The organism is Nocardia salmonicida NBRC 13393 (assembly GCF_001613085.1).
GTDB classification, from domain to species: Bacteria; Actinomycetota; Actinomycetes; order Mycobacteriales; family Mycobacteriaceae; genus Nocardia; species Nocardia salmonicida.
In genome coordinates, this window is sequence record NZ_BDBR01000011.1 from 137825 (window position 1) to 159667 (window position 21843).

21 protein-coding genes are annotated in these 21843 nt (G+C 67.6%); 9 read left to right on the forward strand and 12 right to left on the reverse strand.

Features of this window, described 5'->3' with window-relative positions:
• Positions 1-7 precede the first annotated feature (7 nt).
• The gene (locus tag NS1_RS13780) at positions 8-676 is read left to right on the forward strand and encodes a DUF2461 domain-containing protein (RefSeq protein WP_062984772.1); all 669 of its coding nucleotides are present in this window, start codon (positions 8-10) and stop codon (positions 674-676) included.
• Between the two features lie 65 nt (positions 677-741).
• Complete coding sequence (locus tag NS1_RS41180) at positions 742-1116, forward strand: hypothetical protein (RefSeq protein WP_063816132.1); 375 nt, start codon at positions 742-744, stop codon at positions 1114-1116.
• Here the strand turns inward: NS1_RS41180 and NS1_RS39000 are convergent.
• The 5 genes from NS1_RS39000 to egtA all read right to left on the reverse strand — a co-directional run bounded on the left by NS1_RS39000 (position 1113) and on the right by egtA (position 6469).
• Positions 1113-1814 (reverse strand): MmpS family transport accessory protein, encoded by a 702-nt coding sequence (locus tag NS1_RS39000; protein ID WP_084503709.1) that lies wholly within the window; start codon positions 1812-1814, stop codon positions 1113-1115. The two genes, NS1_RS41180 and NS1_RS39000, sit on opposite strands and share 4 nt — an antisense overlap.
• Positions 1815-1922: 108 nt before the next feature.
• A complete protein-coding gene (gene egtD, locus NS1_RS13795) occupies positions 1923-2894 on the reverse strand; it encodes an L-histidine N(alpha)-methyltransferase (RefSeq protein ID WP_062984774.1) in 972 nt (323 codons plus the stop codon).
• The gene (locus NS1_RS13800; protein ID WP_062984776.1) at positions 2891-3769 is read right to left on the reverse strand and encodes a class II glutamine amidotransferase; all 879 of its coding nucleotides are present in this window, start codon (positions 3767-3769) and stop codon (positions 2891-2893) included. Before NS1_RS13800 ends, egtD begins: the two co-directional genes overlap by 4 nt.
• Complete coding sequence (gene egtB / locus NS1_RS13805) at positions 3769-5103, reverse strand: ergothioneine biosynthesis protein EgtB (RefSeq protein WP_062984779.1); 1335 nt, start codon at positions 5101-5103, stop codon at positions 3769-3771. The genes NS1_RS13800 and egtB overlap by 1 nt, the downstream gene beginning before the upstream one ends.
• An 82-nt stretch (positions 5104-5185) precedes the next feature.
• A complete protein-coding gene (egtA, locus tag NS1_RS13810) occupies positions 5186-6469 on the reverse strand; it encodes an ergothioneine biosynthesis glutamate--cysteine ligase EgtA (RefSeq protein WP_062984967.1) in 1284 nt (427 codons plus the stop codon).
• A gap of 122 nt (positions 6470-6591) precedes the next feature.
• Here egtA and NS1_RS13815 point away from each other — a divergent pair, with 122 nt between their 5' ends.
• Positions 6592-7770: an aminotransferase class V-fold PLP-dependent enzyme gene (locus NS1_RS13815; protein ID WP_062984781.1), complete on the forward strand. Its 1179-nt coding sequence runs from the start codon at positions 6592-6594 to the stop codon at positions 7768-7770.
• Here NS1_RS13815 and NS1_RS13820 read toward each other — a convergent pair.
• Complete coding sequence (locus NS1_RS13820; protein WP_062984783.1) at positions 7760-8320, reverse strand: TetR/AcrR family transcriptional regulator; 561 nt, start codon at positions 8318-8320, stop codon at positions 7760-7762. The two genes, NS1_RS13815 and NS1_RS13820, sit on opposite strands and share 11 nt — an antisense overlap.
• 98 nt (positions 8321-8418) lie before the next feature.
• On the opposite strand from NS1_RS13820, the gene NS1_RS13825 reads away from it, so the two are divergent.
• Together NS1_RS13825 and NS1_RS13830 are read left to right on the forward strand one after the other, a co-directional pair.
• Entirely contained in the window at positions 8419-9075 is a 657-nt protein-coding gene (locus NS1_RS13825) for a lysophospholipid acyltransferase family protein (protein ID WP_062984785.1), read from the forward strand.
• A 121-nt stretch (positions 9076-9196) separates the two neighbouring features.
• A complete protein-coding gene (locus NS1_RS13830) occupies positions 9197-10840 on the forward strand; it encodes a fatty acyl-AMP ligase (protein WP_062984787.1) in 1644 nt (547 codons plus the stop codon).
• 43 nt (positions 10841-10883) lie between these two features.
• On the opposite strand, the gene pth is transcribed toward NS1_RS13830, so the two are convergent.
• Entirely contained in the window at positions 10884-11462 is a 579-nt protein-coding gene (gene pth, locus NS1_RS13835; protein ID WP_062984789.1) for an aminoacyl-tRNA hydrolase, read from the reverse strand.
• 23 nt (positions 11463-11485) lie between these two features.
• A complete protein-coding gene (locus NS1_RS13840) occupies positions 11486-12106 on the reverse strand; it encodes a 50S ribosomal protein L25/general stress protein Ctc (RefSeq protein ID WP_056813862.1) in 621 nt (206 codons plus the stop codon).
• A 483-nt stretch (positions 12107-12589) separates the two neighbouring features.
• Between NS1_RS13840 and NS1_RS13845 the strand changes: the two genes are divergently transcribed.
• Entirely contained in the window at positions 12590-14230 is a 1641-nt protein-coding gene (locus NS1_RS13845; protein WP_157125207.1) for a peptide chain release factor 3, read from the forward strand.
• Between the two features lie 18 nt (positions 14231-14248).
• Here NS1_RS13845 and NS1_RS13850 read toward each other — a convergent pair whose 3' ends face one another.
• Both NS1_RS13850 and NS1_RS41625 read right to left on the reverse strand, forming a co-directional pair.
• Positions 14249-14815, reverse strand: a complete 567-nt coding sequence (locus tag NS1_RS13850; protein WP_084503710.1) for a nuclear transport factor 2 family protein — start codon at positions 14813-14815, stop codon at positions 14249-14251.
• A gap of 240 nt (positions 14816-15055) precedes the next feature.
• The gene (locus NS1_RS41625; RefSeq protein WP_082843540.1) at positions 15056-15928 is read right to left on the reverse strand and encodes an Abi-alpha family protein; all 873 of its coding nucleotides are present in this window, start codon (positions 15926-15928) and stop codon (positions 15056-15058) included.
• 336 nt (positions 15929-16264) lie between these two features.
• Here NS1_RS41625 and NS1_RS13860 point away from each other — a divergent pair, with 336 nt between their 5' ends.
• Positions 16265-17539 (forward strand): DUF445 domain-containing protein, encoded by a 1275-nt coding sequence (locus NS1_RS13860; protein ID WP_255284523.1) that lies wholly within the window; start codon positions 16265-16267, stop codon positions 17537-17539.
• Positions 17530-18375, forward strand: a complete 846-nt coding sequence (locus NS1_RS13865) for an Abi-alpha family protein (RefSeq protein ID WP_062984793.1) — start codon at positions 17530-17532, stop codon at positions 18373-18375. The genes NS1_RS13860 and NS1_RS13865 overlap by 10 nt, the downstream gene beginning before the upstream one ends.
• Here NS1_RS13865 and NS1_RS13870 read toward each other — a convergent pair.
• Positions 18372-20162: an ABC-F family ATP-binding cassette domain-containing protein gene (locus NS1_RS13870; protein WP_056813869.1), complete on the reverse strand. Its 1791-nt coding sequence runs from the start codon at positions 20160-20162 to the stop codon at positions 18372-18374. The two genes, NS1_RS13865 and NS1_RS13870, sit on opposite strands and share 4 nt — an antisense overlap.
• A 201-nt stretch (positions 20163-20363) precedes the next feature.
• Positions 20364-21299 (reverse strand): 4-(cytidine 5'-diphospho)-2-C-methyl-D-erythritol kinase, encoded by a 936-nt coding sequence (locus NS1_RS13875; protein ID WP_056816101.1) that lies wholly within the window; start codon positions 21297-21299, stop codon positions 20364-20366.
• A 151-nt stretch (positions 21300-21450) separates the two neighbouring features.
• Here NS1_RS13875 and NS1_RS13880 point away from each other — a divergent pair, with 151 nt between their 5' ends.
• On the forward strand, positions 21451-21657 hold the full coding sequence (locus NS1_RS13880; protein WP_062984973.1) for a heavy-metal-associated domain-containing protein: 207 nt from the start codon (positions 21451-21453) through the stop codon (positions 21655-21657).
• Positions 21658-21843: the final 186 nt, after the last annotated feature.

The window sequence follows — 21843 nt, forward strand, 5'->3', positions numbered from 1 at the left end:
CGCACCGATGGATGCTTTCACCGGATTCCCGCTCACCGGACTCGACTTCTACGAAGACCTCGAGGCCGACAATTCGAAGGCTTTCTGGAACGCGCACAAACACATCTACGACGACGCCGTGCGGGCCCCGATGACCGCGCTCGCCGCCGAACTGGCGGCGGAATTCGGACAGGCCAAGATCTTTCGGCCCTACCGTGATGTCCGGTTCTCGGCCGACAAGCTGCCCTACAAAACGCACCAGGGTGCGGTGGCGGCGATGTCGCCCGGCGTCGGTTGGTACGTGCAGATCGGGGCGGCGGGGTTGTTCGTCGCCGGCGGCTGCTTCCGGCCCTCGCCCACGGCCTTGGCGGTCTTGCGGGCCACGATCGACGACGAGGTGCGCGGCGCGGAACTCGAGAAGATCCTGGCCGCGACGACGGCAGCCGGTTTCACCGTCGGCGGCGACAAGCTCAAAACCAAGCCGAGAGGCTATGCCGTCGACCATCCACGCATCGACCTGCTACGCCACAAGTCGCTGACCCTGCACCGTGAGTTCGGCGCGCCGGACTGGCTCACCACTCCGGCCGCGGCCACCGAGATCCGCCGCGCGTGGAACGACCTCCGGCCGCTGGTCGAGTGGTTTGCCGCCGTCCTGGAGGGCGTCCCGGAGGACACGAGCGGCAGGCGCCCGAAGTAGCGGTGACCGACCGGCCCGAGCGTGCCTCGTGACGCCACGGCTCTCGGAGGCCGATACTGGAAACCATGAGCCGTGAACCGTTGGACGTGGACATGGGCGATGACGATCAAGCCGACGACATCGTTGAATACGAGCGCTATGTGGAGGACCCACCCGCGGACCACGTGATCCGCAACCACGAAGCCGAAGCCGACGGCTTCCTCGGCATCAACGAGGAAATGTCCGAGGAGTACACCGAGAGTGGGTCCCGCCGCGAGTCGTTGGCACAGGACGAACGACCCGCCGAGGAAGTCGCGATGGGAGTACGCGGCGACGACAAAGTCGACGGCGACCTCTTCGACGACGACGCCGTCAACGGCGAGGAAGGCACCGAAAAGGCCCTCGAGGGCGACGAGAACCTCACCAGCGGCGAATACCTCGCCGACGAACTCGACCTCTAACTCCCCGCGTCGCCGGTGCACGACACGCTGGCATACGGCCCGCTGGCCGTTTGCTCGGCGAGCACCTCGTCGCCGACGAGGATCCTGCAGGTGACATCGCCACCATCGGCGTCGGCCGAGGCGGTGAGGGTGACGGTTTTGAAGATCCCGTCGATGCTGACCTCTTTCGTCCAGGGCAGAGCGGCGTCGGTGTCCTGCGCGATGTCCATATTGCGACCGGAGTAGGTGATCGAACTGGCCTGGCCGGTTCCGTCGACCTGATAGGTCACGTTCACCGCGCGATTGATCTCATTGTCGACCTCGTTCACCGCAGTCCCGATGATGGCGATGCACGCGCCGAGTCCCACCAGGAACACCAGTAGGACGCCACCGAGAACCCATGGCCAGACCTTGCGCTTCTTGGGCGGCGGGTAGCCACCTTGCGGATAGCCGGCCTGCTGGTACGGCGGGCCACCCTGCTGCTGCCAACCTTGTGGCTGTCCGTAGGGCTGTTGTCCGTAGGGCTGTTGTCCGTACGGCTGCTGCCCGTACGGCTGCTGCCCGTACGGCTGCTGCCCATATGGCTGCTGCCCGTACGGCGGATAGCCGGGCGGCTGGTCGCCCGACGGCGGAGGGCCCGATGGCTGTTCACCGGAAGGCTGCTGATCGTGCGGGTCTGGCGACGATCCAGGAGGCTGCTGACCAGGTCGATCCGACATGTGAGCTCCTTTGCTCGGCGACGTGGCCCGCTACACGAGTGAGACCTGGGTCACATGTTGATCTTACTGTGCTGGTCCTTCCGGCCGGAAGAGCCGCCGACCCCCTGATCAGCGGCGTTCGGCCAGGGCCAGGATGAACCGATTGTCGGGGTCGGTCCAGGTGTGGGTGGGAGTGAAGCCCGCTTTGTCGAGTTCGGCGGCGAGGGATTCGGGGCGGAATTTGGCGGAGATCTCGGTCCGCATTTCCTCGCCTGCCGCGAAATCGACGGTCAGGTCGAGTCCGGCGACGTTGGCTTTCATCGCCTCGGTGGCGCGCAGGCGCATTTCGATCCATTCGTTCTCGGCGTCCCAGATGGCGACGTGTTCGAATTTCTCGGGGACGAAGTCGGCGTCGAGTCGGCTGTTGAGGACGTGCAGGACATTGCGATTGAATTCCGCGGTGACGCCCGCGGCGTCGTCATAAGCGGGGACCAGGATCGCGGGGTCGATGACCAACCCCGCGCCGAGCAGGAGCAGTTCGCCGGGTTCGAGGACCTCGTTGATGCCTGCCAGGAATTCGGCGCGCTCGGCGGGGACCAGGTTGCCGATGGTGCCGCCGAGGAAGGCGATCATGCGGCGACCGCCCCGGGGCAGGTTGTGCAGGGTGTCGGTGAAGTCGCTGACGACTCCGTGCACGGACAGGTTCGGGTACTCGGTCGCGATCTCGGCGGCCGCACCGCGCAGCGCCGAGGCCGAGACGTCCTGCGGAACATAGGTTTTCAGTGAGCCTTCAGCGGTGAGGGCGTCCAGCAACAGACGGGTCTTGGCGGCCGAGCCGGAGCCGAGCTCCACCAGCACCTCGGCGTTGGCCGCCGCGGCGATCTCGCCGACGACCCGCTCGAGGAGGGCTCGCTCGGTACGGGTCGGATAGTACTCGGGAAGTCCGGTGATCTGCTCGAAGAGTTCGCTGCCGCGTGCGTCGTAGAACCACTTGGGCGGCAGGGACTTCGGATCGGCGGTCAGACCGGTGCGGGCGTCGGTGCGCAAGGCCGCGGTGAGATCGTCGTCGGTGAGGTGGATGTCCAGCAGCGGCGCGGTCATGAACGGACCCTTTCGGTGGCGGGGAGTTCGAGAGCGGAGATGGTGCAGTGGCCGGGCGTGGCGACGACCAACTGGCGATCGGTGACGGATTGCCAGCGCGGGTCGGCGTCGTAGGGTTCGGAGGACACCACGGTGTGGTCGTCGGCAACGAGCACCGACAGCGAATGCCAGCAGGTGGTGGCCCACAGCGCAGCGCCGTTGCCGAGCAACAGGTTCAGCCGAGCTGTCGGCTGATGGCGCAGGATGAGCGCGACCAGCAGTTGCACGGCCTCAGCCGGAGAGGTGATCGGCCCCTCCGGGGCGATCGCCCGGAGCAGACCGCGCAGCAGCACCCATAGTGCGGCGGAGTCGGTGAACGCCTCAGCTTGGAGCAGCACTGCGGGCGAGCCGAATGGTGTTGCAGGGGACGCGGGTCGAGCTACAACGGCGGGCGTCGCGGTGGCGAATACTTCGTCGATGTCGGCGAGTACGGCCACGAGGGTTGTTCGCCAGTCGGGGATGACGCCGTTGTGACTGAAGGCCCAGTGTTCGTCGGTGAAGGGGGCGCAGGCCGAGCGCTCCACCGGCATCCCGACGGTGGCCGAGCGGACAGCGGCGATCACCGAGCGGGATTCGAGTTGGCCGAGGACCTCGGCGACAGCGGGATCGGTCCAGATCGGGGCCTGGTTGCGGTAGCGGGCAACGGCGTCACGGGCGGCTTCGACGCCGATATCGGCTCGGCGCCACCAGGCGACGCCGAACCCGTCGGCGTTGATGGTGCCGCCCGCACGCATGTCGGCAGGGGCCCAGGACTGGGCGAACAGTGAGTGCGGGCCGCGCATCACCAGCTCGCCAACGCCCACCGGCGGGCCGACGAAACCGAGGTGTCTACACATCAGCGTTCGTCCTCGCGCAGGTCTCTGGCGAGGCGGAAGCCGGCGAAGATCTGTCGGCGGATCGGGTGGTCCCAGTTGCGGAAGGTGGCGCGGCAGGCGACCTCGTCGGTACCGAAGGAGCCGCCGCGCAGGATGCGGTAGTCGCCGCCGAAGAAGACCTCGGAGTACTCGCGGTAGGGGAACGCGCGGAAGCCGGGGTAGGCCTCGAAACCCGAAGAGCACCATTCCCAGACATCGCCGATGAGCTGGTGCACGCCGGTGGCCGACGCGCCGGCCGGGTAGGCGCCGACCTCGGCGGGTTCGAGGTGTTGCTGACCGAGGTTGGCCAGGCCGGCATCCGGTTGCTCCTCGCCCCACGGGTAGCGCCGCGACGCTCCGGTTTCCGGATCGAAGCGCGCCGCCTTCTCCCACTCGGCCTCGGTGGGCAGTCGCTTTCCGGCCCAGCGAGCGAAGGCCTCGGCTTCGAACCAGCACACGTGCACGACCGGCTGATCGAGCCGCAGCGGGGTGCGGACGCCGAACGCTGTGCGCGTCCATCCGTCACCGTCGCGCTCCCAGAACTGCGGCGCGACCAAGCCCGCCTCTTGGCGGTGCGCCCAGCCGCGCTCCGACCACAGGTCGGCCCGGTCGTAGCCGCCGTCGTCGATGAAGGCGAGGAACTGCCCGTTGGTCACCGGTGCGACATCGATCGCGAACCCGTCGACCTGCACCGGATGGGCTGGGCGTTCGTTGTCCAGCGCCCACGGATCGGCCGACGTACCCATCAGGAATTCGCCTGCGGGAATGACGATCTCGCCGTCGACCCGAACCCGCCCGACCGGCGCGGGCGGGGCCGAGAGCACCGGCGCGCCGATCCGCAATTGGTGGGTGGCCAGCATGGTCTCGTCGTGCTGCTGTTCGTGCTGGGCGATCATGCCGAAGACGAAACCGTTGTCCACCAGCGCAGTACCGGCCAAATCACTGGAATCGAGGACATCGAGAACCTTTTCGCGCACCGAGCCGACGTAACCGCGCGCCTGCTCGGGATCCAACAGCGGCAGCGCCGGACGATTGACCCTGGCGTGCTTGAACGCGTCGTAGATCTCATCGATATCGGCGCGCACCGCCTCGCGCCCACCGACATCGCGCACCAGCCACAGCTCTTCCTGGTTCCCGATATGTGCCAGATCCCAGACCAGCGGTGACATCAGCGGCGAATGCTGCGCGACGAGATCGGCCTCGTCCACGCTGTCGGTGAGCGTGGCGGTGCGGCGGCGAGCACGCGAGAGGACCTCGGCGATCCGGGCGCGCGTACGGTCGCGGTCACTGTGGTCGGCGGGGACAGAAAGACTCACGAGAGCTCCGAAAAAGACTGGTCGACAACGACTTCGGACAGAAGGACAGCGGCTCGCCCGCGACGGACGATCAGCCGTGGGGTCATCGCGACGAGCCGTCGCGCGCGGAGTCGACCTCGGCGAGCGGACTGCGACCGGACCTACATCGGCGGGCCGAGGCTGCCAATTCCGCGGCGGCCTCGGGGGTTCGCGCATGAGCGGCGGCCAGGTCGAACACATCCACCGCCGCGCGGCGCAATTGCGGCTCGAGCAATCCGCAGCGGGCCGACGTCAACCACTCACCCGCGGTGGGCGCGGCGAGAGCGGTCGCCTCGGCGACGACGGCGGGGGTCGACAGCAGGGCATCGAACAGGTGGATCGGGGTGGTCCACGCTTCGCCGGGTTGGGTGTCGAGGTAGCGCACCTCGAGGTGACCGGACGGTCGGACCGGGGGAAACAGCGTGGTCAGGTGATAGTCCAGGTCGGCGCGGGTGGGGCGGCGGCCGACTTCGTCGTCGAGGGCGCCCGACAGCCAGTCGGCGAACGTTGCGCCGGGCGGCGGGAACCAGTCGGCGTCCTCATCGGCACAGCGCACGCACAGCAGTGGCACGTCGAGGGCCCAGTGGGCGTAGGCGGTGATCGGGTCGACCCAGTCGGCCACCGGGGGTCTGGCGCGGGACGGGTCGAGGCGCAACCAGGTACGCATGCGCTGGGAGGCCCAGTCGCCCGGCGGGACGCCGTGCAGGCGCGGTGAGCAGGCGAAGGCGGCGATCAGGGTGGGGCCGAGCGCGTAGAGGGCGGTCCAGCGGGCCCGTATCTCGGCGGTATCGGCGCCCGCGTCCACACTGACCTGGGTGGCGGCGGTATTGCACATCATCAGCGTGCCGAAGGGGCCGACGCCGTCGAAACGACGTTCCATCGCCGCGTAGCGGGGAAGTCGGAGCAGGCGCTCGGCGGGACGGCCCGCATCGGCGGCGGCGGCGAAGATGCTGATCTCCCGGGCGGCGAGCAGGTCCCGCAAACGGGCCGCGTCAGCGCGCAGATGCTGCGTCAGCGCTGCCGGATCGGCGAACGGTGCGCTGGAAAGTTCGATCTGACCACCGGGTTCGAGGGTGACCAGGCTCCCCCCCGGCAGGGGAACCGCGGCCGGGGCCGGGGCGATGGAGGTCGGTGCGTGCGGCCCGAGGGCCGCTGCCAGCTGGTCGAGCGTGGGGCGTGAACCGGTGGGCCCCGCGGTGAGCCACTCCAGTTCGGCGCCGATCAGCGCAGGTGGTCCGAGCTTGAAACACACGCCGCCGACATAGGCCTCCGCAGCCACCCTGGACGACATTTCGCCCTGGTCGGGGGCGTAATCGGGCCACGATGAGCGTTCCAGAGTGACCGCCATGCCAACCTCCACGTGCTGTGTGCTGCCGGGGAACCTGCGTTTCGCTCATTCCAGAGTAGCGAGCACCACCGACAGGGAAAGTGTCGAAAAGGCCAACGACTCGGGGCGCTATCGTCGTCACCATGCTTGACCTCGCCGCGATCAGAGCCGCCACCTCAGGACTTTCCACTGGTCAGGTCTTCCTCGACAGCGCCGGATCGTCTCTGCCGCCGAAGGTCGTCGTCGACACGATGATCGCCCATTTACACCGCGAAGCCGAGATCGGTGGCTACCGTGCGGCTAACGAACGCCTCGACGACCTCGCCAAGGTGAAGACCTCGATCGCCACCCTCATCGGCGCCACCCCCGACACCATCGCCCTCAGCGACAGCGCATCCCGGTCATGGGCCGATTTCGCCTACTCGGTGCCCCTGCGTCCCGGCGACCGCATCCTGATCTCCGGCACCGACTACGCCAGCAACGCGATCGCCGCCCTACAGCGCGCGAAGCGCACCGGGGCCGTGGTCGAGCGTATTCCCAGCGACGACACCGGACGCCTCGACACCGACGCACTCGCCGACATGCTCGACGAGCGCGTGCGACTGGTGTCGCTCCAGCACGCACCGACCAACGGCGGCCTCGTGAACCCGGTCGCCGAGGCCACCAGGATCGCCCACGAAGCCGGTGCGCTGGTACTGCTCGACGCCTGCCAGTCGACCGGCCAGCTGCCCATCGACGTCACCGAACTCGGAGTCGACGCCATGTCGAGCACCGGCCGCAAATGGTTGCGCGGCCCCCGCGGCACCGGATTCCTCTATGTCCGTGCCGAATTGGCGCGGACGATGGAACCGGCCCGCCTCGACCTGCACAGCGCCGAGTGGGTGAGCCCCGGCGAGTATCGCCTCGCCGACGACGCGTCCCGTTTCGAGTTCTGGGAATGCGGCGTAGCCGCCCGTCTCGGCCTAGGCGCGGCCGTCGACTACCTGCTCGAGCAAGGTCCCGACGAGGTCTACACGGCCGTCGCGAACCGCGCCGAGTACCTGCGCAAGACGCTGCCCGAGCTGCCCGGCGTGACCGTGCGGGACCTGGGTACCGAGCACAGCGGCATCGTGTCGTTCACCGTCGACGGCCACGACCCCGACCAGCTGCGCGACCACCTGGCAGAGCGCGCGATCACCGTTACCGTCAGCCGCGCGGGCTCCACCCTGCTCGACATGTCGGAGCGCACCCTGCCCGCCGTCCTGCGAGCCTCTCCGCACTGCTTCGTCAGCCCGGAGGATCTCGACCGCTTCGTCACGACACTGGCCGACCTCAGCCGCTGAGCCTCGCGAGGTGCTCGCGGACGATCCGGTCCACGAGCACCCGCGGGTCCTGATCGGGGGCAACGATTTCCAGCGTCCGGTTGACGGCGATCGTCGCCAGACCGTGCACATTGGTCCACAGGGCCAGCGCGCGCTGCGGCGCCGACTCCGGCGCCACCGCCGCGACCAGTTCGACCACCTGCCCGTACAGCGGCTGCGTCGTCGCCCGCAGGTTCTCGCCCGAACCCTCCAACAGATCGTGGCGAAACATCAGCGTGAACATCTCGGGCCGCGACACCGCGAAATCCACGTAGTCGACCGCCATCCGACGCAATCGTTCGCGCGGGTCATCGATCGTGGCGAGGACCGCGAACCGCTCGATCAGCTCCCCGAATCCGCGGGCCGCGATCGCCGCGAGCAGGGCCGCGTGGGTGGGAAACCACCGCCGCGGCGCGCCGTGCGAGACGCCGGCGGCCCGCGCGATCGCGCGCAGCCCGAGTGCGCCGACGCCGTCGGTTTCGAGCAGATCGACGCCGACGTCGATCAGGCGCTCGCGCAACGATTCAGGCATACCGGCAATTCTGCACACCAGCTCGGCGGCATTCGCCGTCGCATGCGTAGACAGTGTCTACTAGTCTTCGGTAGACACTGTCTACTGAAGGGCTGCCCATGTGGTACCTGTTGTGCAAATACGTCCTCATCGGCCCGGCGCTGCGCCTGCTCGGGCGCCCGCACGTCGAAGGGCTCGAACACATTCCCCGCACCGGCCCGGTGATCATCGCGGCCAACCACCTGGCCTTCATCGACTCGCTCTACCTGGCCCTGGTGATCCCCCGGCCACTCACCTTCCTCGCGAAGCAGGAGTACTTCACCGGCACGGGGCTGCGGGGGCGATGCAAGCGCTGGTTCTTCTCGGCCGCGGGCCAGGTGCCGGTGGACCGAGCCGGCGGCGACGCGGCCGCAGGCGCGCTCGCGGCGGCCACCGCGATCCTCGACGGCGGCGGCGCCTGGGCAATTCACCCGGAGGGCACACGGTCACGGGACGGCAGGGTCTATCGTGGTCGCACCGGGGCGCTGCGCGTTGCCATGGCCACCGGGGCGCCAGTGGTGCCCGTGGTCCTGGACGGTACCGATCGCATGAATCCTCGCAGTCGGAAACTGTTGCGTTTCACCAAGGTACGCATCACCGTCCACCCCGCGAGGCACTATCCCGCAGCAGTTCATCACGCCCAGGTCAGAGCGGCAACAGACCTGCTGATGCGGGAAATTGCCACGTTATCGGGTAGACCATATGTAAACCGCTACGCAGCCACCTTCACTGGCTAAGGCGCAACAGCAGGGGTGCTGGGTGTCAGCCCGGGTTAACACGCGCGGGGCGGGGCGGGATTTCTTGTTGGGAGTGCAAAGCACGGCCGTAACCGATCGTTGGCGTAAAGGGAGACCGACGTTGAGCAGGTTCACCGACGAAATGTTTGGCACAGCGCTGACCAGCCCGAAGGGACTGGTCACCGGAGAGCCGGAGGCACCACTGCGGCAGACCTGGGGGGAAATCCATAGGCAGGCACGGCGAATGGCGGGTGGTCTCGCGGCCGCCGGGATCGGGCACGGCGACGCTGTCGGCGTGCTGGCCGGTCTGCCCGTCGACATCGCGCCTGCCTGCCAGGCCATCTGGATGCGCGGCGCTTCGATCACGATGTTGCACCAGCCGACGCCGCGCACCGACCTGGAGGTCTGGGTGCGCGACACCGAAACGGTGCTGCGCATGATCGACGCGAAGGCCGTGGTTCTCGGCGCCCCGTTCGATGCCGCCGAACCGGTGTTGCGGGAACGCGGGATCGCTGTGGTGCGGATCGAAGACCTGCACGGTGGCCCGGATGCCGATCCGGTGCCCACCACGGAGAGCGATATCGCTCTGCAGCAGTTGACCTCTGGTTCGACCGGATCACCCAAAGCGGTGCGAATAACCCACGGCAACTTCTACGTCAACGCGTACGCGATGTTCAACCGGGTCAAGTTCCAGACCGACGACGACGTGATGATCAGCTGGCTGCCGCTGTTCCACGACATGGGCATGGTGGGCTTCCTCAGCGTGCCCATGCAATTCGGCGCCGAGGTGGTGTGCGTGACACCGCTGGACTTCCTGGCCAGGCCGCTGCTGTGGGCCGAGCTGATCGACAAGTATCGCGGCACCGTCACCGCCGCACCGAATTTCGCGTACTCCCTGCTGGCACGGCGACTGCGGCAGGCCGAGCCCGGCACGATGGATCTGTCGAGCGTGCGCTACATGTGGAACGGCGCCGAACCGGTCGACCCCGACACCATGACCGCCCTCGCGGCGGCGGGACAACAGTTCGGGCTCAACCCGATGGCGCTCACGCCGGTCTACGGCATGGCCGAGACCACCCTGGCCGTATCGATCCCCGACCCCGGCTACGGGCAGGTGCTCGACGTGATCGACGCCGACCTGCTCGAGGCCGTCGGCAAGGCGGTGCCGGTCGCCGAGGACGGCCACCACGGCACCCCGCGCAGGCTGCCGACGCTGGGGCACCTGGTCGACGACCTGGAGGGCCGCGTCGTCGACGCCGAACGGCAGCCGCTGCCGGTTCGCTCGGTCGGCGTCATCGAATTGCGCGGCCCCGCGGTCACTTCGGGCTATGTCACCGTCGACGGCTTCCGCCCCGCCCAGGACGCCGACGGCTGGCTCGACACCGGGGACATCGGCTACTTCACCGAAGACGGCCTGATGGTGGTGTGCGGACGCATGAAGGACGTCATCATCATGGGCGGCCGCAATATCTACCCCACCGACATCGAACGAGCCGCCCTGCGGGTATCGGGAGTCCGCCCCGGCAACGCGGTAGCGGTGCGTCTGGACGCCGGTGAGAAACGCGAAAGTTTCGCGGTGGTGGTCGAATCCAACGACTACCAGGACCCCGACGAGGTGAAACGCATCGAGCGCGAGATCGTCCACGAGGTCTTCGCCGAGGTGGGCGCGCGCCCACGCACGGTAGCCGTCCTCGGACCGGGAGCCCTCCCGAAGACCTCCTCGGGCAAACTCCGCCGCACCGCCACCGCGGTGCACCTGCGCTGAGAACGAACTCGGCGCGCCAAGAGTCGTTGGCGCGCCGAGTGTCTCAGTGCAGGTTGTTCTGGGCTGCTTCCAGCCCGACCTTCAACAACAGCTCCACCGCGTCGGCGGCCTGCTCCACGATCACCGGAACCTCTTTGCGCTCCGGCGCGGAGAAGGGCTTGAGCACGTAATCGGCCGGATCCTGCCGACCGGGCGGACGTCCGATCCCGATCCTGGTCCGCAGGTACTCCTTGGTGGTCAACGCCTGCGAGATCGACCGCAATCCGTTGTGCCCACCTTCGCCGCCGCCCTGCTTGAGCTTGAGCGTCCCGAACGGCAGATCCAGCTCGTCGTGGACCACGATCACCTGATCCACCGGCACCGAGAAGAACTTCGCCAGCGCGGCGACCGGCCGCCCGGACAGGTTCATGTAGGTGCGCGGCTTCGCGAGGAGGATCTGGCGTCCGTCCAGTCGCGCCTGGAGCAGGTCGGCACCGGACTTCTTGTGCACGGCAAAACGGCCGCCGATGCGCTCGGCGAGCACATCGGCGACCAGGAAGCCCACATTGTGGCGAGTGCGCTCGTATTCGGGGCCGGGGTTACCCAGTCCGACTACGAGCGCGGGCCCGGAAGATTCGGTCATTGCCCGAATCGTAGTGCGCGGTCTTACTCGGACTCGGGAGCGGTCTCCGCGGTCTCGGTCTCGGCGGCGGCTTCACCCTCGTCGTCCATCTGCGAGGCGGAAGGCGCCTCGATCACGTTGACGATCAGCGCTTCCGGGTCACCGGCCAGGGTGACGCCCTCGGGCAGCGCGATGGTGCCGGCCAGGATCTGGGTGCCGGGCGCGATGCCGTCGACCGAGACCTCGATGGTCTCGGGCAGGTTCATCGCGTCGGCCTCGATCGACAGGGTGTTGAGCTCCTGGGTGATCAGGGCACCGGAGACGGCATCGCCGACGACCACGACGTTGACGTCGGTGGTGACGCGCTCGCCACGCTTGACGATCAGCAGGTCAGCGTGCTCGATGTAGCGACGGATCGGGTGGACGACGACCGACTTGGTCATCGCCAGCTGCGGCTGGCCGTCGATCTGCAGGTTCAGGATGGCGTTGGTGCCGTGCAGACGCAGGATCGCGGCGAACGCCTTGGCGTTCAGCGACAGGTGCTGCGGCTCGGCGTGGTGGCCGTACAGCACGGCGGGCACGTTGCCGTCGCGACGGGTACGGCGAGCGGCGCCCTTACCGAATTCGGTGCGGACGGCGGCTTCGATCAGATTGGCGTCGGACATACTGAATGCGCTCCTACGGCTGGTCATGGGTGACCCAACTCCGGGGTCAAGGTCTACTCGTCGGACGAAAGAACGAACGAGGACGGCCCAAACAAACTCAGCCGAGCCGCGTCGATCACGGTGTGCGCACCAAACGGGCACTCACCCTCGCCGAGACAACCCGCCAACCATACCGCATAGCAATCCGCGATCTAAAACCGCCATGACCGCACTCCGAACCCCGCACCTGCGACCCATAGGGAGCAGCGGCCACAAAGTGGCCGGTCGCGGCCGGGTCGCCGGTTAGCCGCCGGGGCGTACGCGACGAAGGAGCAAGCCCCGGTGGCTAACCGGCGGCCCCCAGGGGCCGCGACTCGAGCGCGCCCGCGCTCCAAAAAACACAGCGTCAAACATCCTGGGACTACCGAACAATTGATCCCCCCTGTGACCACCCCTTCAGCCCCTCGTACCCTGGAAAGGCTGCCCCCACCGAAAGGCTCCCCTTTGTCCGAGTCCGGAGAGAACGTCGCCCCCACCCCACGCGGGTTGCCCGCCGAGGTGGCCCGTCGGCGTACGTTCGCCGTGATCTCGCACCCCGACGCGGGTAAGTCGACGCTCACCGAAGCACTGGCGCTGCACGCGCGGATGATTTCCGAGGCGGGCGCGATCCACGGTAAGGCCGGTCGCAAGTCGACGGTGTCGGACTGGATGGAGATGGAGAAGGCGCGCGGTATCTCCGTGAGTTCGACCGCGCTGCAGTTCAACTACCGGGCCGCCGGGTCCGATATCGACAATGTGATCAACCTGGTCGACACCCCCGGTCACTCCGATTTCTCCGAGGACACCTACCGGGTGCTCACGGCCGTCGACGCCGCGGTGATGCTGATCGACGCGGCCAAGGGCCTGGAACCGCAGACGCTCAAGCTGTTCCAGGTGTGTCGCCACCGCGGCATCCCGGTGATCACCGTCATCAACAAATGGGACCGGCCGGGTCAGGCCCCGCTGGAATTGCTCGACGAGATCAGCGAGCGGATCGGCCTCACGCCCACTCCTCTGTTCCTGCCGGTCGGCATCGCGGGCGATTTCCGTGGCCTGCTGCGCCGTGGGCCCGAGGGCGAGGCGAGCGAGTACATCCACTTCACCCGCACAGCCGGTGGCGCGACCATCGCGCCCGAGGAATACCTGAACGCCACCCAGGCCGAAGCGCGCGAGGGCGAGGCGTGGACGACCGCGGCCGAGGAGAGCGAACTGCTCTCGGCGACCGGACAGGACCACGATCAGGAGATGTTCCTGGCAGGCCAGACCTCGCCGGTGATCTACGCCTCGGCCATGCTGAATTTCGGTGTGCGCCAACTGCTGGAGACCCTGGTGGAACTGGCGCCCGCGCCCGGCTCGCGTGCCGATGTGACGGGCAAGGAACGCACGACCGGTGACCCGTTCAGCGCGGTGGTGTTCAAGGTGCAGGCGGGGATGGATACCGCCCACCGCGACCGGCTGGCGTTCATGCGGATCGTGTCCGGGGAGTTCGAACGCGGCATGGTGGTGACTCACGCGCAGACCGGTCGCCCGTTCGCCACCAAGTACGCGCTGACGGTCTTCGGCCGCGAGCGCACCACGGTCGACACCGCCTATCCCGGCGATGTGGTCGGCCTGGTCAACGCCACCGCGCTCGCACCGGGCCACACGCTGTTCGTCGAGAAGAAGGTGGAGTACCCGCCGATCCCGAGCTTCGCGCCCGAACATTTCGCGACGCTGCGCGCGCAGAGCGCGGGCAAGTACAAGCAGTTCCGCAAGGCCATCGACCAGCTCGATTCCGAGGGCGTGGTGCAGGTGCTGCGCAACGATGCCCGCGGTGACGCCACCCCGGTACTCGCCGCGGTCGGTCCGATGCAGTTCGAGGTCGTCACCGCCCGGATGCAGGGCGAGTTCAACGTCGAGACGCAGCTGGACTTCCTCCCCTTCACCCTGGCCCGGCGCACCGACGCGGAGTCGGCGCCCGAGCTGGATCGCCAGCGCGGCGTCGAGGTGTTCACCCGCACCGACGGCGTGATCCTGGCGCTGTTCAGCGACAAGTGGCGGCTGCAGTACATCGAGAAGGAACACCCGAAGCTCACGCTGGAACCGCTGGTCGCGACCGCGGACTAGGGCTGTCTGGGTCGGCCGCTACGCGGCCGGTCCCGGATTGCGTTCCACCGAGGAGATGTGGTTCTCCTGCGCGATCATTCCCCAGCGGCTCGCGGTGAGACGCAGGCTCGGCAGGTCGCTGAGCGAGAGCACCACCTCGTAGGTGCGCTCGTATCCGGTGTGCGAGATGCGCCAATGTCCGTCGTCGCAGCGCACATAGCTGTCGGTGTAGAACGCGGCGCCGCGCAGGCACATGTTGTGTTCGGGGATGATCACCGTGTCGGCCAGGTACCAGGTACCGCTGGCGGTGTCACCGTCGACATCGACCTCGGGGTGGTCGCAGCGGTGCTCGGTGATCACGTGCGGCCCCAGGGTGTTGCGCAGGAAGGCCAGGAAGGCCTCGCGTGACTCGAACTGGAGGTATTCGCTGTAGGTGGCGGTGGCCTCGGGGATCATCGTGTCGGCGAACTCGTCCCACGACTTGGTGTCGAGGCTGCGCAGGTAGCGGTACTTCAGCCTGCTGATCGCGATGAGGTCGTCGGGGTGATCCGGCGGGCGCTCGACCGGTACGGGCTGTTCGCCGTCGTCCAGCTGCTCTGACGCCATCCATGCCTCCCCCGAGTTCGACCCGGCGACCAACGGCGTGTCATCTCCGGGCAGTAACGGCGTAGGGCCTGTCCACGCGGCCGCGACAGGTTCGTCGACGTGCACGTTCGGAGATTCCGGACCCTGCTCCATCTCTCCACGATCCCACCGGAAACGGCTCGCCGCGCGTTCTGTATCAGATCGCTATCACTGCTGACACCGGAGTGTGACCTCCGGCGCCTGCCGTCCCGGCTGTCTGGGCTACCCGATGGTGAAGCAGGTGCGGCAGAAATCCTCACCGAATTCCGAGAGGCGAAGGCTCTTGCGCACGATCTTGGGCGCACGGCCCGCCTTCTTGAGCGCCTGCTCCACGACGGGCTGCACTTCCAGCACCATGTACCGGCTCAGCACGACCGGATCGTCGGAGGTGAGCGTGAGTCCGAGTCGGTTGAGGTTGATCAGGTAGGACCGTGAGCGGTCCGGGTAGCGCACGCCCGCCTGCTCGGGGACCGAGGTCAGATCGCCCTGCACCAGCTCCGAGCCGATGCCGAGCGGTCGGTTGGTACGCACGTCGACGGAAGGTTGCGGACCGTTGAGGGCCATGAACCGCAGGATGCGGGCCTCGTCGGGAGCGACCTCGTCGAGGATGCGGTCGTAGGCCGGGTGCACGTCCTCGGTGAAGTACACGTCGGCCGAGCGGGCCAGCAACGCGTCGCCGCGTCGCCGCAGGTCATCGGTGGTGGCCGACTGCAGGTACGGGCCGACCGTGATGGCCTGCTGCGATGCCCCGTTGGGCGTCGGCACATAGCTGACGATCTCGCGCACCGACCCCTCGGTGACGCCGAGTGCGCTGCGTGCGATGGAGCGCAGGGCATTGCCGGTGCGCTCGGCGATATCGGCGGAGGATTCGCCGTCCAGCGCCGCCTGCGCCAGTTCCTTGGTGACCTCGTAGGTGGTGCCCACAGCCCACTGGCTGCCGCGCACGGCGGTACCGGCGGCCAATCCGGCGGCGCGGAAAACGCCACGGATCAACCGTGCCTCATTACTGATCTGTCGCTGCTCGACATCCGAGCTGCGCTCGACGGCGCGGGTACCGGCACGGGCCAGGTCCTGTCCGGTCCTGTCGTCTGTCACGTCCTACTCCGAAGTCTCGCCATGTGAACAGTCCTGCCACCGCGCCCCCTGTGCGCAAGTTTGTGGGTTGTCACCAAATGTGGTGGTGGTCATTGTTCCGACTTGCAAGGGTGAGTACGGCATTCGGGACAGGTTCTGTGACTGATGTCTCAGACACTACCCTGTGGTCTGGCGCACGACGAATGGACCCAGTTCCTCAACTCACAGTAGGGTCACCTCGCCGCGGGGGTGATAAATTTTGGTTCTCGGTGAGGCGGTGGTCACCGGGTATCGGCAGGAGGGCGTGTCGTGTTGGAGAGTGTGTTCGGGTTACACCCGACACTCCTGCTAGAAATTGTGACCATTCCTCTTTTCACAGGAATTATCGGCTACATAACCAACTGGTCCGGCATTCTCATGCTGTTCCAGCCGATTCAATTCCATGGAGTCCGACTGCCCGGTTTGCGCGCGATCTTCCCTTTTCTGCCCAAGCGGATCCAGGTATTGCCGCTGCTCAGCTATGACGGCCGGATCGGCTGGCAGGGCATCGTGCCCTCGCGCGCCGACAAGATGGCCAGCATCGCGGTCGACAAGGGGCTGTCCAAACTGGGCAGCGTCGCCGACTTCTATCGCGAGCTCGACCCGGAGAAGCTGGCCGAACATCTGGCCGAGGTGGCCGACGCGCAGATCCGCGACATCGTCGAGGTGATCCTGCGCCGCGAACACCCACAGCTCTGGTACAACCTGCCCGTTCAGGTCAGGGAGATGATCCATCAGCGGGTGCGCTCGCAACTGCCCGAGATCCTGCGCGACCTCACCATGGAGCTCGGCGCCAATATCGACCAACTGCTCGACGTGAAGCAGATGGTGATCCGCTACTTCCAGGCCCGACCGCAATTGCTCAACCAGCTGTTCCAGGTGCTCGGCGCCAAGGAGCTGCGGTTCATGCAGAATTTCGGCTTCTATTTCGGCGCGCCCTGCGGGCTGCTACTGGTGCTGGTGCTGCACACCACCGGGCTCTCGGCACTGGTCGTGCTGCCGGTCGGCGGGATCATCATCGGCTGGGTGGTGAACTGGATCGGGATCAATATGATCTTCGCGCCCGCCACGCCGAAGTGGTGGTGCCCGTGGCGGCAGGGTCTGCTGATCAAGCGCCAGCCCGAAATCACCGCGGGGTACGCGGCATTGGTGTCCACCGAGGTCGTCACCGTGGCCAATATCGGCGACGAACTGCTCAACGGCCCGCGCTCGGACCGCACCCTGCAGATGCTGGAGGACACCCTGCGCCCGGCCGCCGACCGTGCGCTCGGGCCCGCGCGGCCCGCGGTGAAATTCATGCTCGGCAGCCGCGAGTACGACACGCTGCAAACAACTCTCACCACGCAGGCCATGACGATCGCGCCGATGGCGTTCGCCGACCCGGCGTTCAACGCTCAGCAGAGCAGGCAGGTCAACGATTACATCGCCCGGCAAATGTCCGCCCTTTCGCCCCATGACTTCGTGGACATGCTGCGCTCGGCGATCAAACAGGACGAATGGTTACTTTTCGTCCATGGCGGTGTGTTGGGACTGCTCGCCGGATACGCTCACATCCTGGTCTTCGGAACAGGAGTAGCGACGACATGGATGTAGACGACGGGACCCCGTCCACCGACATGGTGCGACGATCGGTACCGCCGCTAGAGGCATCAGGCGACAAGCGTGGCCTGCTGCCTGTCTCACCGGTGCGCACCGTGCGGGCGGCGACCGGCGTGGCACGGGTCGCGTTGACCGCTGCCTCGGGGATGACGCTGTGGACCCTGGACACCGCGCTCGGGGTGACCGTCACGGTGGTGCGCGGCAGCATGGCGGGCAACCCGCCCAACGAGGTGCTCGCCGAAGCGGAAACCGCAGTACGCGACCGGCTTCGGCACGCGCTCGGCCTGCCGACGGGCGCCGACCACCGCGGTGACGACGGCGCGCCGACCCTGCGCGAGCAGGGCGCCGAACTGCTTCGCCTGTCTGCCAGCACGCATGCCGCACAGCCCGACACCCATCCGGCCTATCCCGGCATCCTCGCCGAGATCACGCCGGACGAGGCACGGATTCTGCGATTCCTGCACGTCGACGGGCCGCAACCGGCCATCGATGTGCGCACCGGCCGTCAGCGGGCGTTCGGTGGCGAGCGGTTGATCAGCGGACTCACCATGCTGGGTGAGCATGCGGGCCTGCGGTTTCCGAACCGGGTGCCGCAATACCTACCCAACCTGCGCAGGCTCGGGCTCATCGAGTACACCCGCGACCCCGTCGGCAACCCGCACCGCTACCAGGTCATCGAGGCCCAGGAGCAGGTGCGGGAAGCGTTGCGGCGCCCCGGTTTCGGCACGAAGGTGACCTACCGCAGCATCCTGCTCACCGAATTCGGCGCCGACTTCGTCCAGACGTGTCTACCTGTCGTGATCAGCGACGGTCGCGAGACCGCGACCTAGCTCTCGCCGAGCTCCGCCAGTTCCATCCAGCGTTCTTCCGCTGCTTCCTTTTCGGCGACGACTTCCTTGAGTTCGGCTCCCAGCTTGATCAGCTTGTCGGGATCTGTCGCAGCGTCGGCCAGCGCCTTGTGGAGTTTCTGTTCGCGCTCGTCGAGCTTGGCGATGCTGCGTTCGACCTTCGACAGCTCCTTGCGGGCGGCCCGGCGGTCGGACGAATCCGTCGAGGTGCCACCGGTCTTCGCGGTGAGCGGCTTGGCGTTGCCCGCCATGGCGGCGCGCTTGGCGAGGTAGGAGTCGATGCCACCGGGCAGGTTGGTGAGTTTGCCGTCGCCGAACAGGGCCCAGGTGGAGTCGCAGATGCGCTCGACCAGGTAGCGATCGTGGCTGATGACCACCAGCGTGCCCGCCCAGTTGTCGAGCAGGTCTTCGAGCTGCTGCAGGGTGTCGATGTCGAGGTCGTTGGTCGGCTCGTCGAGCAGCAGGACGTTCGGTTCGGCCATCAGAATGCGGGTCAGTTGCAGGCGACGGCGTTCGCCACCGGAGAGGTCGCCGACCGGGGTGCGCTGGCGGGCCGGGGTGAACCCGAGCCGTTCGGCGAGCTGGCCGGCCGAGATCTCCTTGTCGCCGAGCATGATTCGCTGCGCGACCTGCTGCACGGCCTCGAGCACCCGCATATCGGTGGGCAGGTCGTCGAGTTCCTGACGCAACCAGCCGATCTGCACGGTCTGGCCCTGGATCCGCTTGCCCTTGGCGGGTTCGGTCTCCCCGGCCAGCGCGCGCAACAGCGTGGTCTTGCCCGACCCGTTGACGCCGACCAAACCGACCCGCTCGCCCGGCGCGAGTCGCCAGGTGAGGTCGTCGACCAGCACACGACCGTCGGGGGTGGCGAGCGCGACGTCTTCGAGTTCGATCACCACGCGGCCGAGGCGCTTGCGCGCGAACGCGGCCAGCGAGACCGAGTCGCGCGGCGCGGGCACATCGGCGATCAGCGCCTCGGCGGCCTCGACGCGGTAGCGCGGCTTGGAGGTGCGGGCCTTGGCGCCGCGGCGCAGCCAGGCCAGTTCCTTGCGGGCCAGGTTCTGCCGACGCGATTCCGAGGCGTCGGCCTGACGTGCGCGTTCGGCGCGGGCGAAGATCCAGTCGCCGTAGCCGCCCTCATAGACCTCCACCTTGCCGCCGACGACCTCCCAGGTGCGGTTGGCGACGGTGTCGAGGAACCAGCGATCGTGGGTGACGACGACGAGTGCGGTGCGACGGGCGACCAGGTGTTCAGCCAGCCACTGCACCCCCTCGATGTCGAGGTGGTTGGTCGGCTCGTCGAGGACCAGCAGGTCCAGGTCGCGCACCAGCGCCGCGGCCAGCGCGACGCGGCGGCGCTCGCCACCGGAGAGGTTGGTGACCAGAGTGTCGAGCCCGAGATCGGCGATGCCGATGCCCTCGAGGATCGAGCGCACGCGCGAATCGGCGGCCCATTGATGGTCGGCGATGTCGACGGTGGACAGATCATCGGAGAGCCCGGCGAACACGATCGAACCGATGCTCGCACCTTCCGGCAACACGCCACGCTGGGTGACCACGGCCATCCGCAGCCCACCCACCCGGCTCACCCGGCCCTTGTCGGGCGGTTCCAGTCCGGTCAGGACCTCGAGCAGCGTGGTCTTACCGCCACCGTTGAGGCCCACCACCCCGATCCGTTCCCCCGCGTGAATTCCGAGGGAGACGTCATCCAGCAGCGGCTTGACGCCGAAGCTCTTGGAGACCTGTTCCAGGTTGATCAGGTTGGACATAGATGTAGCCTGTTCCGCCTCCCCGCGACTTCTGGCCAGACTCAGGCGCGGGGAGGCGGTGCGTCGGCGGCCTACGTTGGATTGCTGGATCAGTGGGCCCGTCCCCGGCGAAGTTACCCATGTCCATACAAGATCTGTTGCCTGTGATCATAGAGGACCGGCCGTTGGCCGCTCTGGCCCCTGCCGCGGCGGCCGTGTCCATCAGCGATTGGGCTGCGTCTCACTGTCGAGCACACGCGCTCCCGAAACCGGTCCACTCGCGGTGCGCACGCTGCGGCACACGCCCGCGCCCGCCAGTTCGGCGGCGACACCGATCGCGACTTCCTCGGATTCGCAGAGGAAGGCGCAGGTGGGGCCCGAACCCGAGACCAGGCCGGCCAACGCGCCCGCGCCGACGCCCGCGCGCAGGGTGCGGCGCAGTTCCGGTTTCAGCGAGAGGGCCGCGGCCTGCAGGTCGTTGCCGAGCAGCGGCGCGAGGGTGTGCGGGTCGCCCGCGGCCAGTGCCTGCATGAGTTTCTGGGGGTCGCCGAGACGCGGCGGCTCACCTTCGGCGCGGAGGCGGTCGAGTTCACGGAAGACCGAAGGGGTGGACAGGCCCTCCTTGGCCAACGCGAGGACCCAGTGAAAGGTATTGCGCGACAGCACCGGAAGCAGGCGTTCGCCGCGACCGGTGCCCAGCGCGGTGCCGCCGTGCAGCGCGAACGGGACGTCGCTGCCGAGTTCGGCGGCGATCGTGGACAGTTCGTCGCGGGTCAGCCCGAGGTCCCACAGCTCGTTCAGCCCGACCAGGGTCGCGGCCGCGTCGGCACTACCGCCCGCCATGCCACCGGCCACCGGGATGCCCTTGGTGATGGCGATCTCGACCAGCGGGGCACGGCCTGCCAGGTGCGCCAGGCGGACCGCGGCCTTCCAGACCAGGTTGGTGCGGTCGGTGGGCACCTCGGCGGCGCCTTCGCCGGTGACCCGCACGGCGAGCGAGGCCGACGGGGCCAAGCGGAGGTCGTCGGCGAGGGACAATGCCTGGAAGACGGTGGTCAGGTCGTGGTATCCATCCGGACGCAGATCAGCGACTCCGAGATGCAGGTTCACCTTCGACGGAGCTCGCACGACGACCGGGCTGGGCACAACTGACAGCACGATCACCAAGCGTAATAGGTTCGGCCGACTAGTACGCACGTCGAACACCCGCCGTTCGAACAAGGCCTTGCGCTAGGTACCCACGGGGGGTATGTTCGTCCGTGTCGGGGACATACCCCTGGACCGTATGTTCGAAGCGAAGGAGTCGGCCATGGCCACCACCACTTACACCGTCACGGGGATGACCTGCGGGCATTGCGCGAGCTCGGTCAAGCAGGAGATCGGCAAGATCGACGGCGTCACCAGTGTGGATGTCGACCTCGCCAGCGGTCTCGTTCGCGTGGACAGCGCGGGCGAACTGGCCGATACCGAAGTGGCCGCCGCAGTCGACGAAGCGGGCTACGCGCTCAGCGCCTGATTTCCGCGCCGCCGGTGCACGGCTGACCAGCCGTTCACCGGCGGTTCACCCCCGTCGCACTGCCCGACGAACCATCCACAATGTCATCCACATCCATCCCCAGACGTGGTGAGAACCGAATTCCGGGGTGCGACCGGGAACGCCGCCCGCCGACCATGATCAACTCCGGACACGGCGAAAACCGGT

What these genes read in the sequence shown, in the direction of transcription:
- NS1_RS13880 (WP_062984973.1), top strand. Translation starts at nt 21,451, where the DNA reads ATGGCCACCACCACTTACACCGTCACGGGGATGACCTGCGGGCATTGC.
- NS1_RS13870 (WP_056813869.1), bottom strand. Translation starts at nt 20,162, where the DNA reads ATGTCCAACCTGATCAACCTGGAACAGGTCTCCAAGAGCTTCGGCGTC.
- egtD (WP_062984774.1), bottom strand. Translation starts at nt 2,894, where the DNA reads ATGACCGCGCCGCTGCTGGACATCCACCTCACCGACGACGATCTCACC.
- NS1_RS13825 (WP_062984785.1), top strand. Translation starts at nt 8,419, where the DNA reads ATGTGGTACCTGTTGTGCAAATACGTCCTCATCGGCCCGGCGCTGCGC.
- pth (WP_062984789.1), bottom strand. Translation starts at nt 11,462, where the DNA reads ATGACCGAATCTTCCGGGCCCGCGCTCGTAGTCGGACTGGGTAACCCC.
- NS1_RS13780 (WP_062984772.1), top strand. Translation starts at nt 8, where the DNA reads ATGGATGCTTTCACCGGATTCCCGCTCACCGGACTCGACTTCTACGAA.
- NS1_RS41180 (WP_063816132.1), top strand. Translation starts at nt 742, where the DNA reads ATGAGCCGTGAACCGTTGGACGTGGACATGGGCGATGACGATCAAGCC.
- egtA (WP_062984967.1), bottom strand. Translation starts at nt 6,469, where the DNA reads ATGGCGGTCACTCTGGAACGCTCATCGTGGCCCGATTACGCCCCCGAC.
- NS1_RS13865 (WP_062984793.1), top strand. Translation starts at nt 17,530, where the DNA reads ATGGATGTAGACGACGGGACCCCGTCCACCGACATGGTGCGACGATCG.
- NS1_RS13820 (WP_062984783.1), bottom strand. Translation starts at nt 8,320, where the DNA reads ATGCCTGAATCGTTGCGCGAGCGCCTGATCGACGTCGGCGTCGATCTG.
- NS1_RS13850 (WP_084503710.1), bottom strand. Translation starts at nt 14,815, where the DNA reads ATGGCGTCAGAGCAGCTGGACGACGGCGAACAGCCCGTACCGGTCGAG.
- NS1_RS13800 (WP_062984776.1), bottom strand. Translation starts at nt 3,769, where the DNA reads ATGTGTAGACACCTCGGTTTCGTCGGCCCGCCGGTGGGCGTTGGCGAG.
- NS1_RS13840 (WP_056813862.1), bottom strand. Translation starts at nt 12,106, where the DNA reads ATGTCCGACGCCAATCTGATCGAAGCCGCCGTCCGCACCGAATTCGGT.
- NS1_RS39000 (WP_084503709.1), bottom strand. Translation starts at nt 1,814, where the DNA reads ATGTCGGATCGACCTGGTCAGCAGCCTCCTGGATCGTCGCCAGACCCG.
- NS1_RS13815 (WP_062984781.1), top strand. Translation starts at nt 6,592, where the DNA reads ATGCTTGACCTCGCCGCGATCAGAGCCGCCACCTCAGGACTTTCCACT.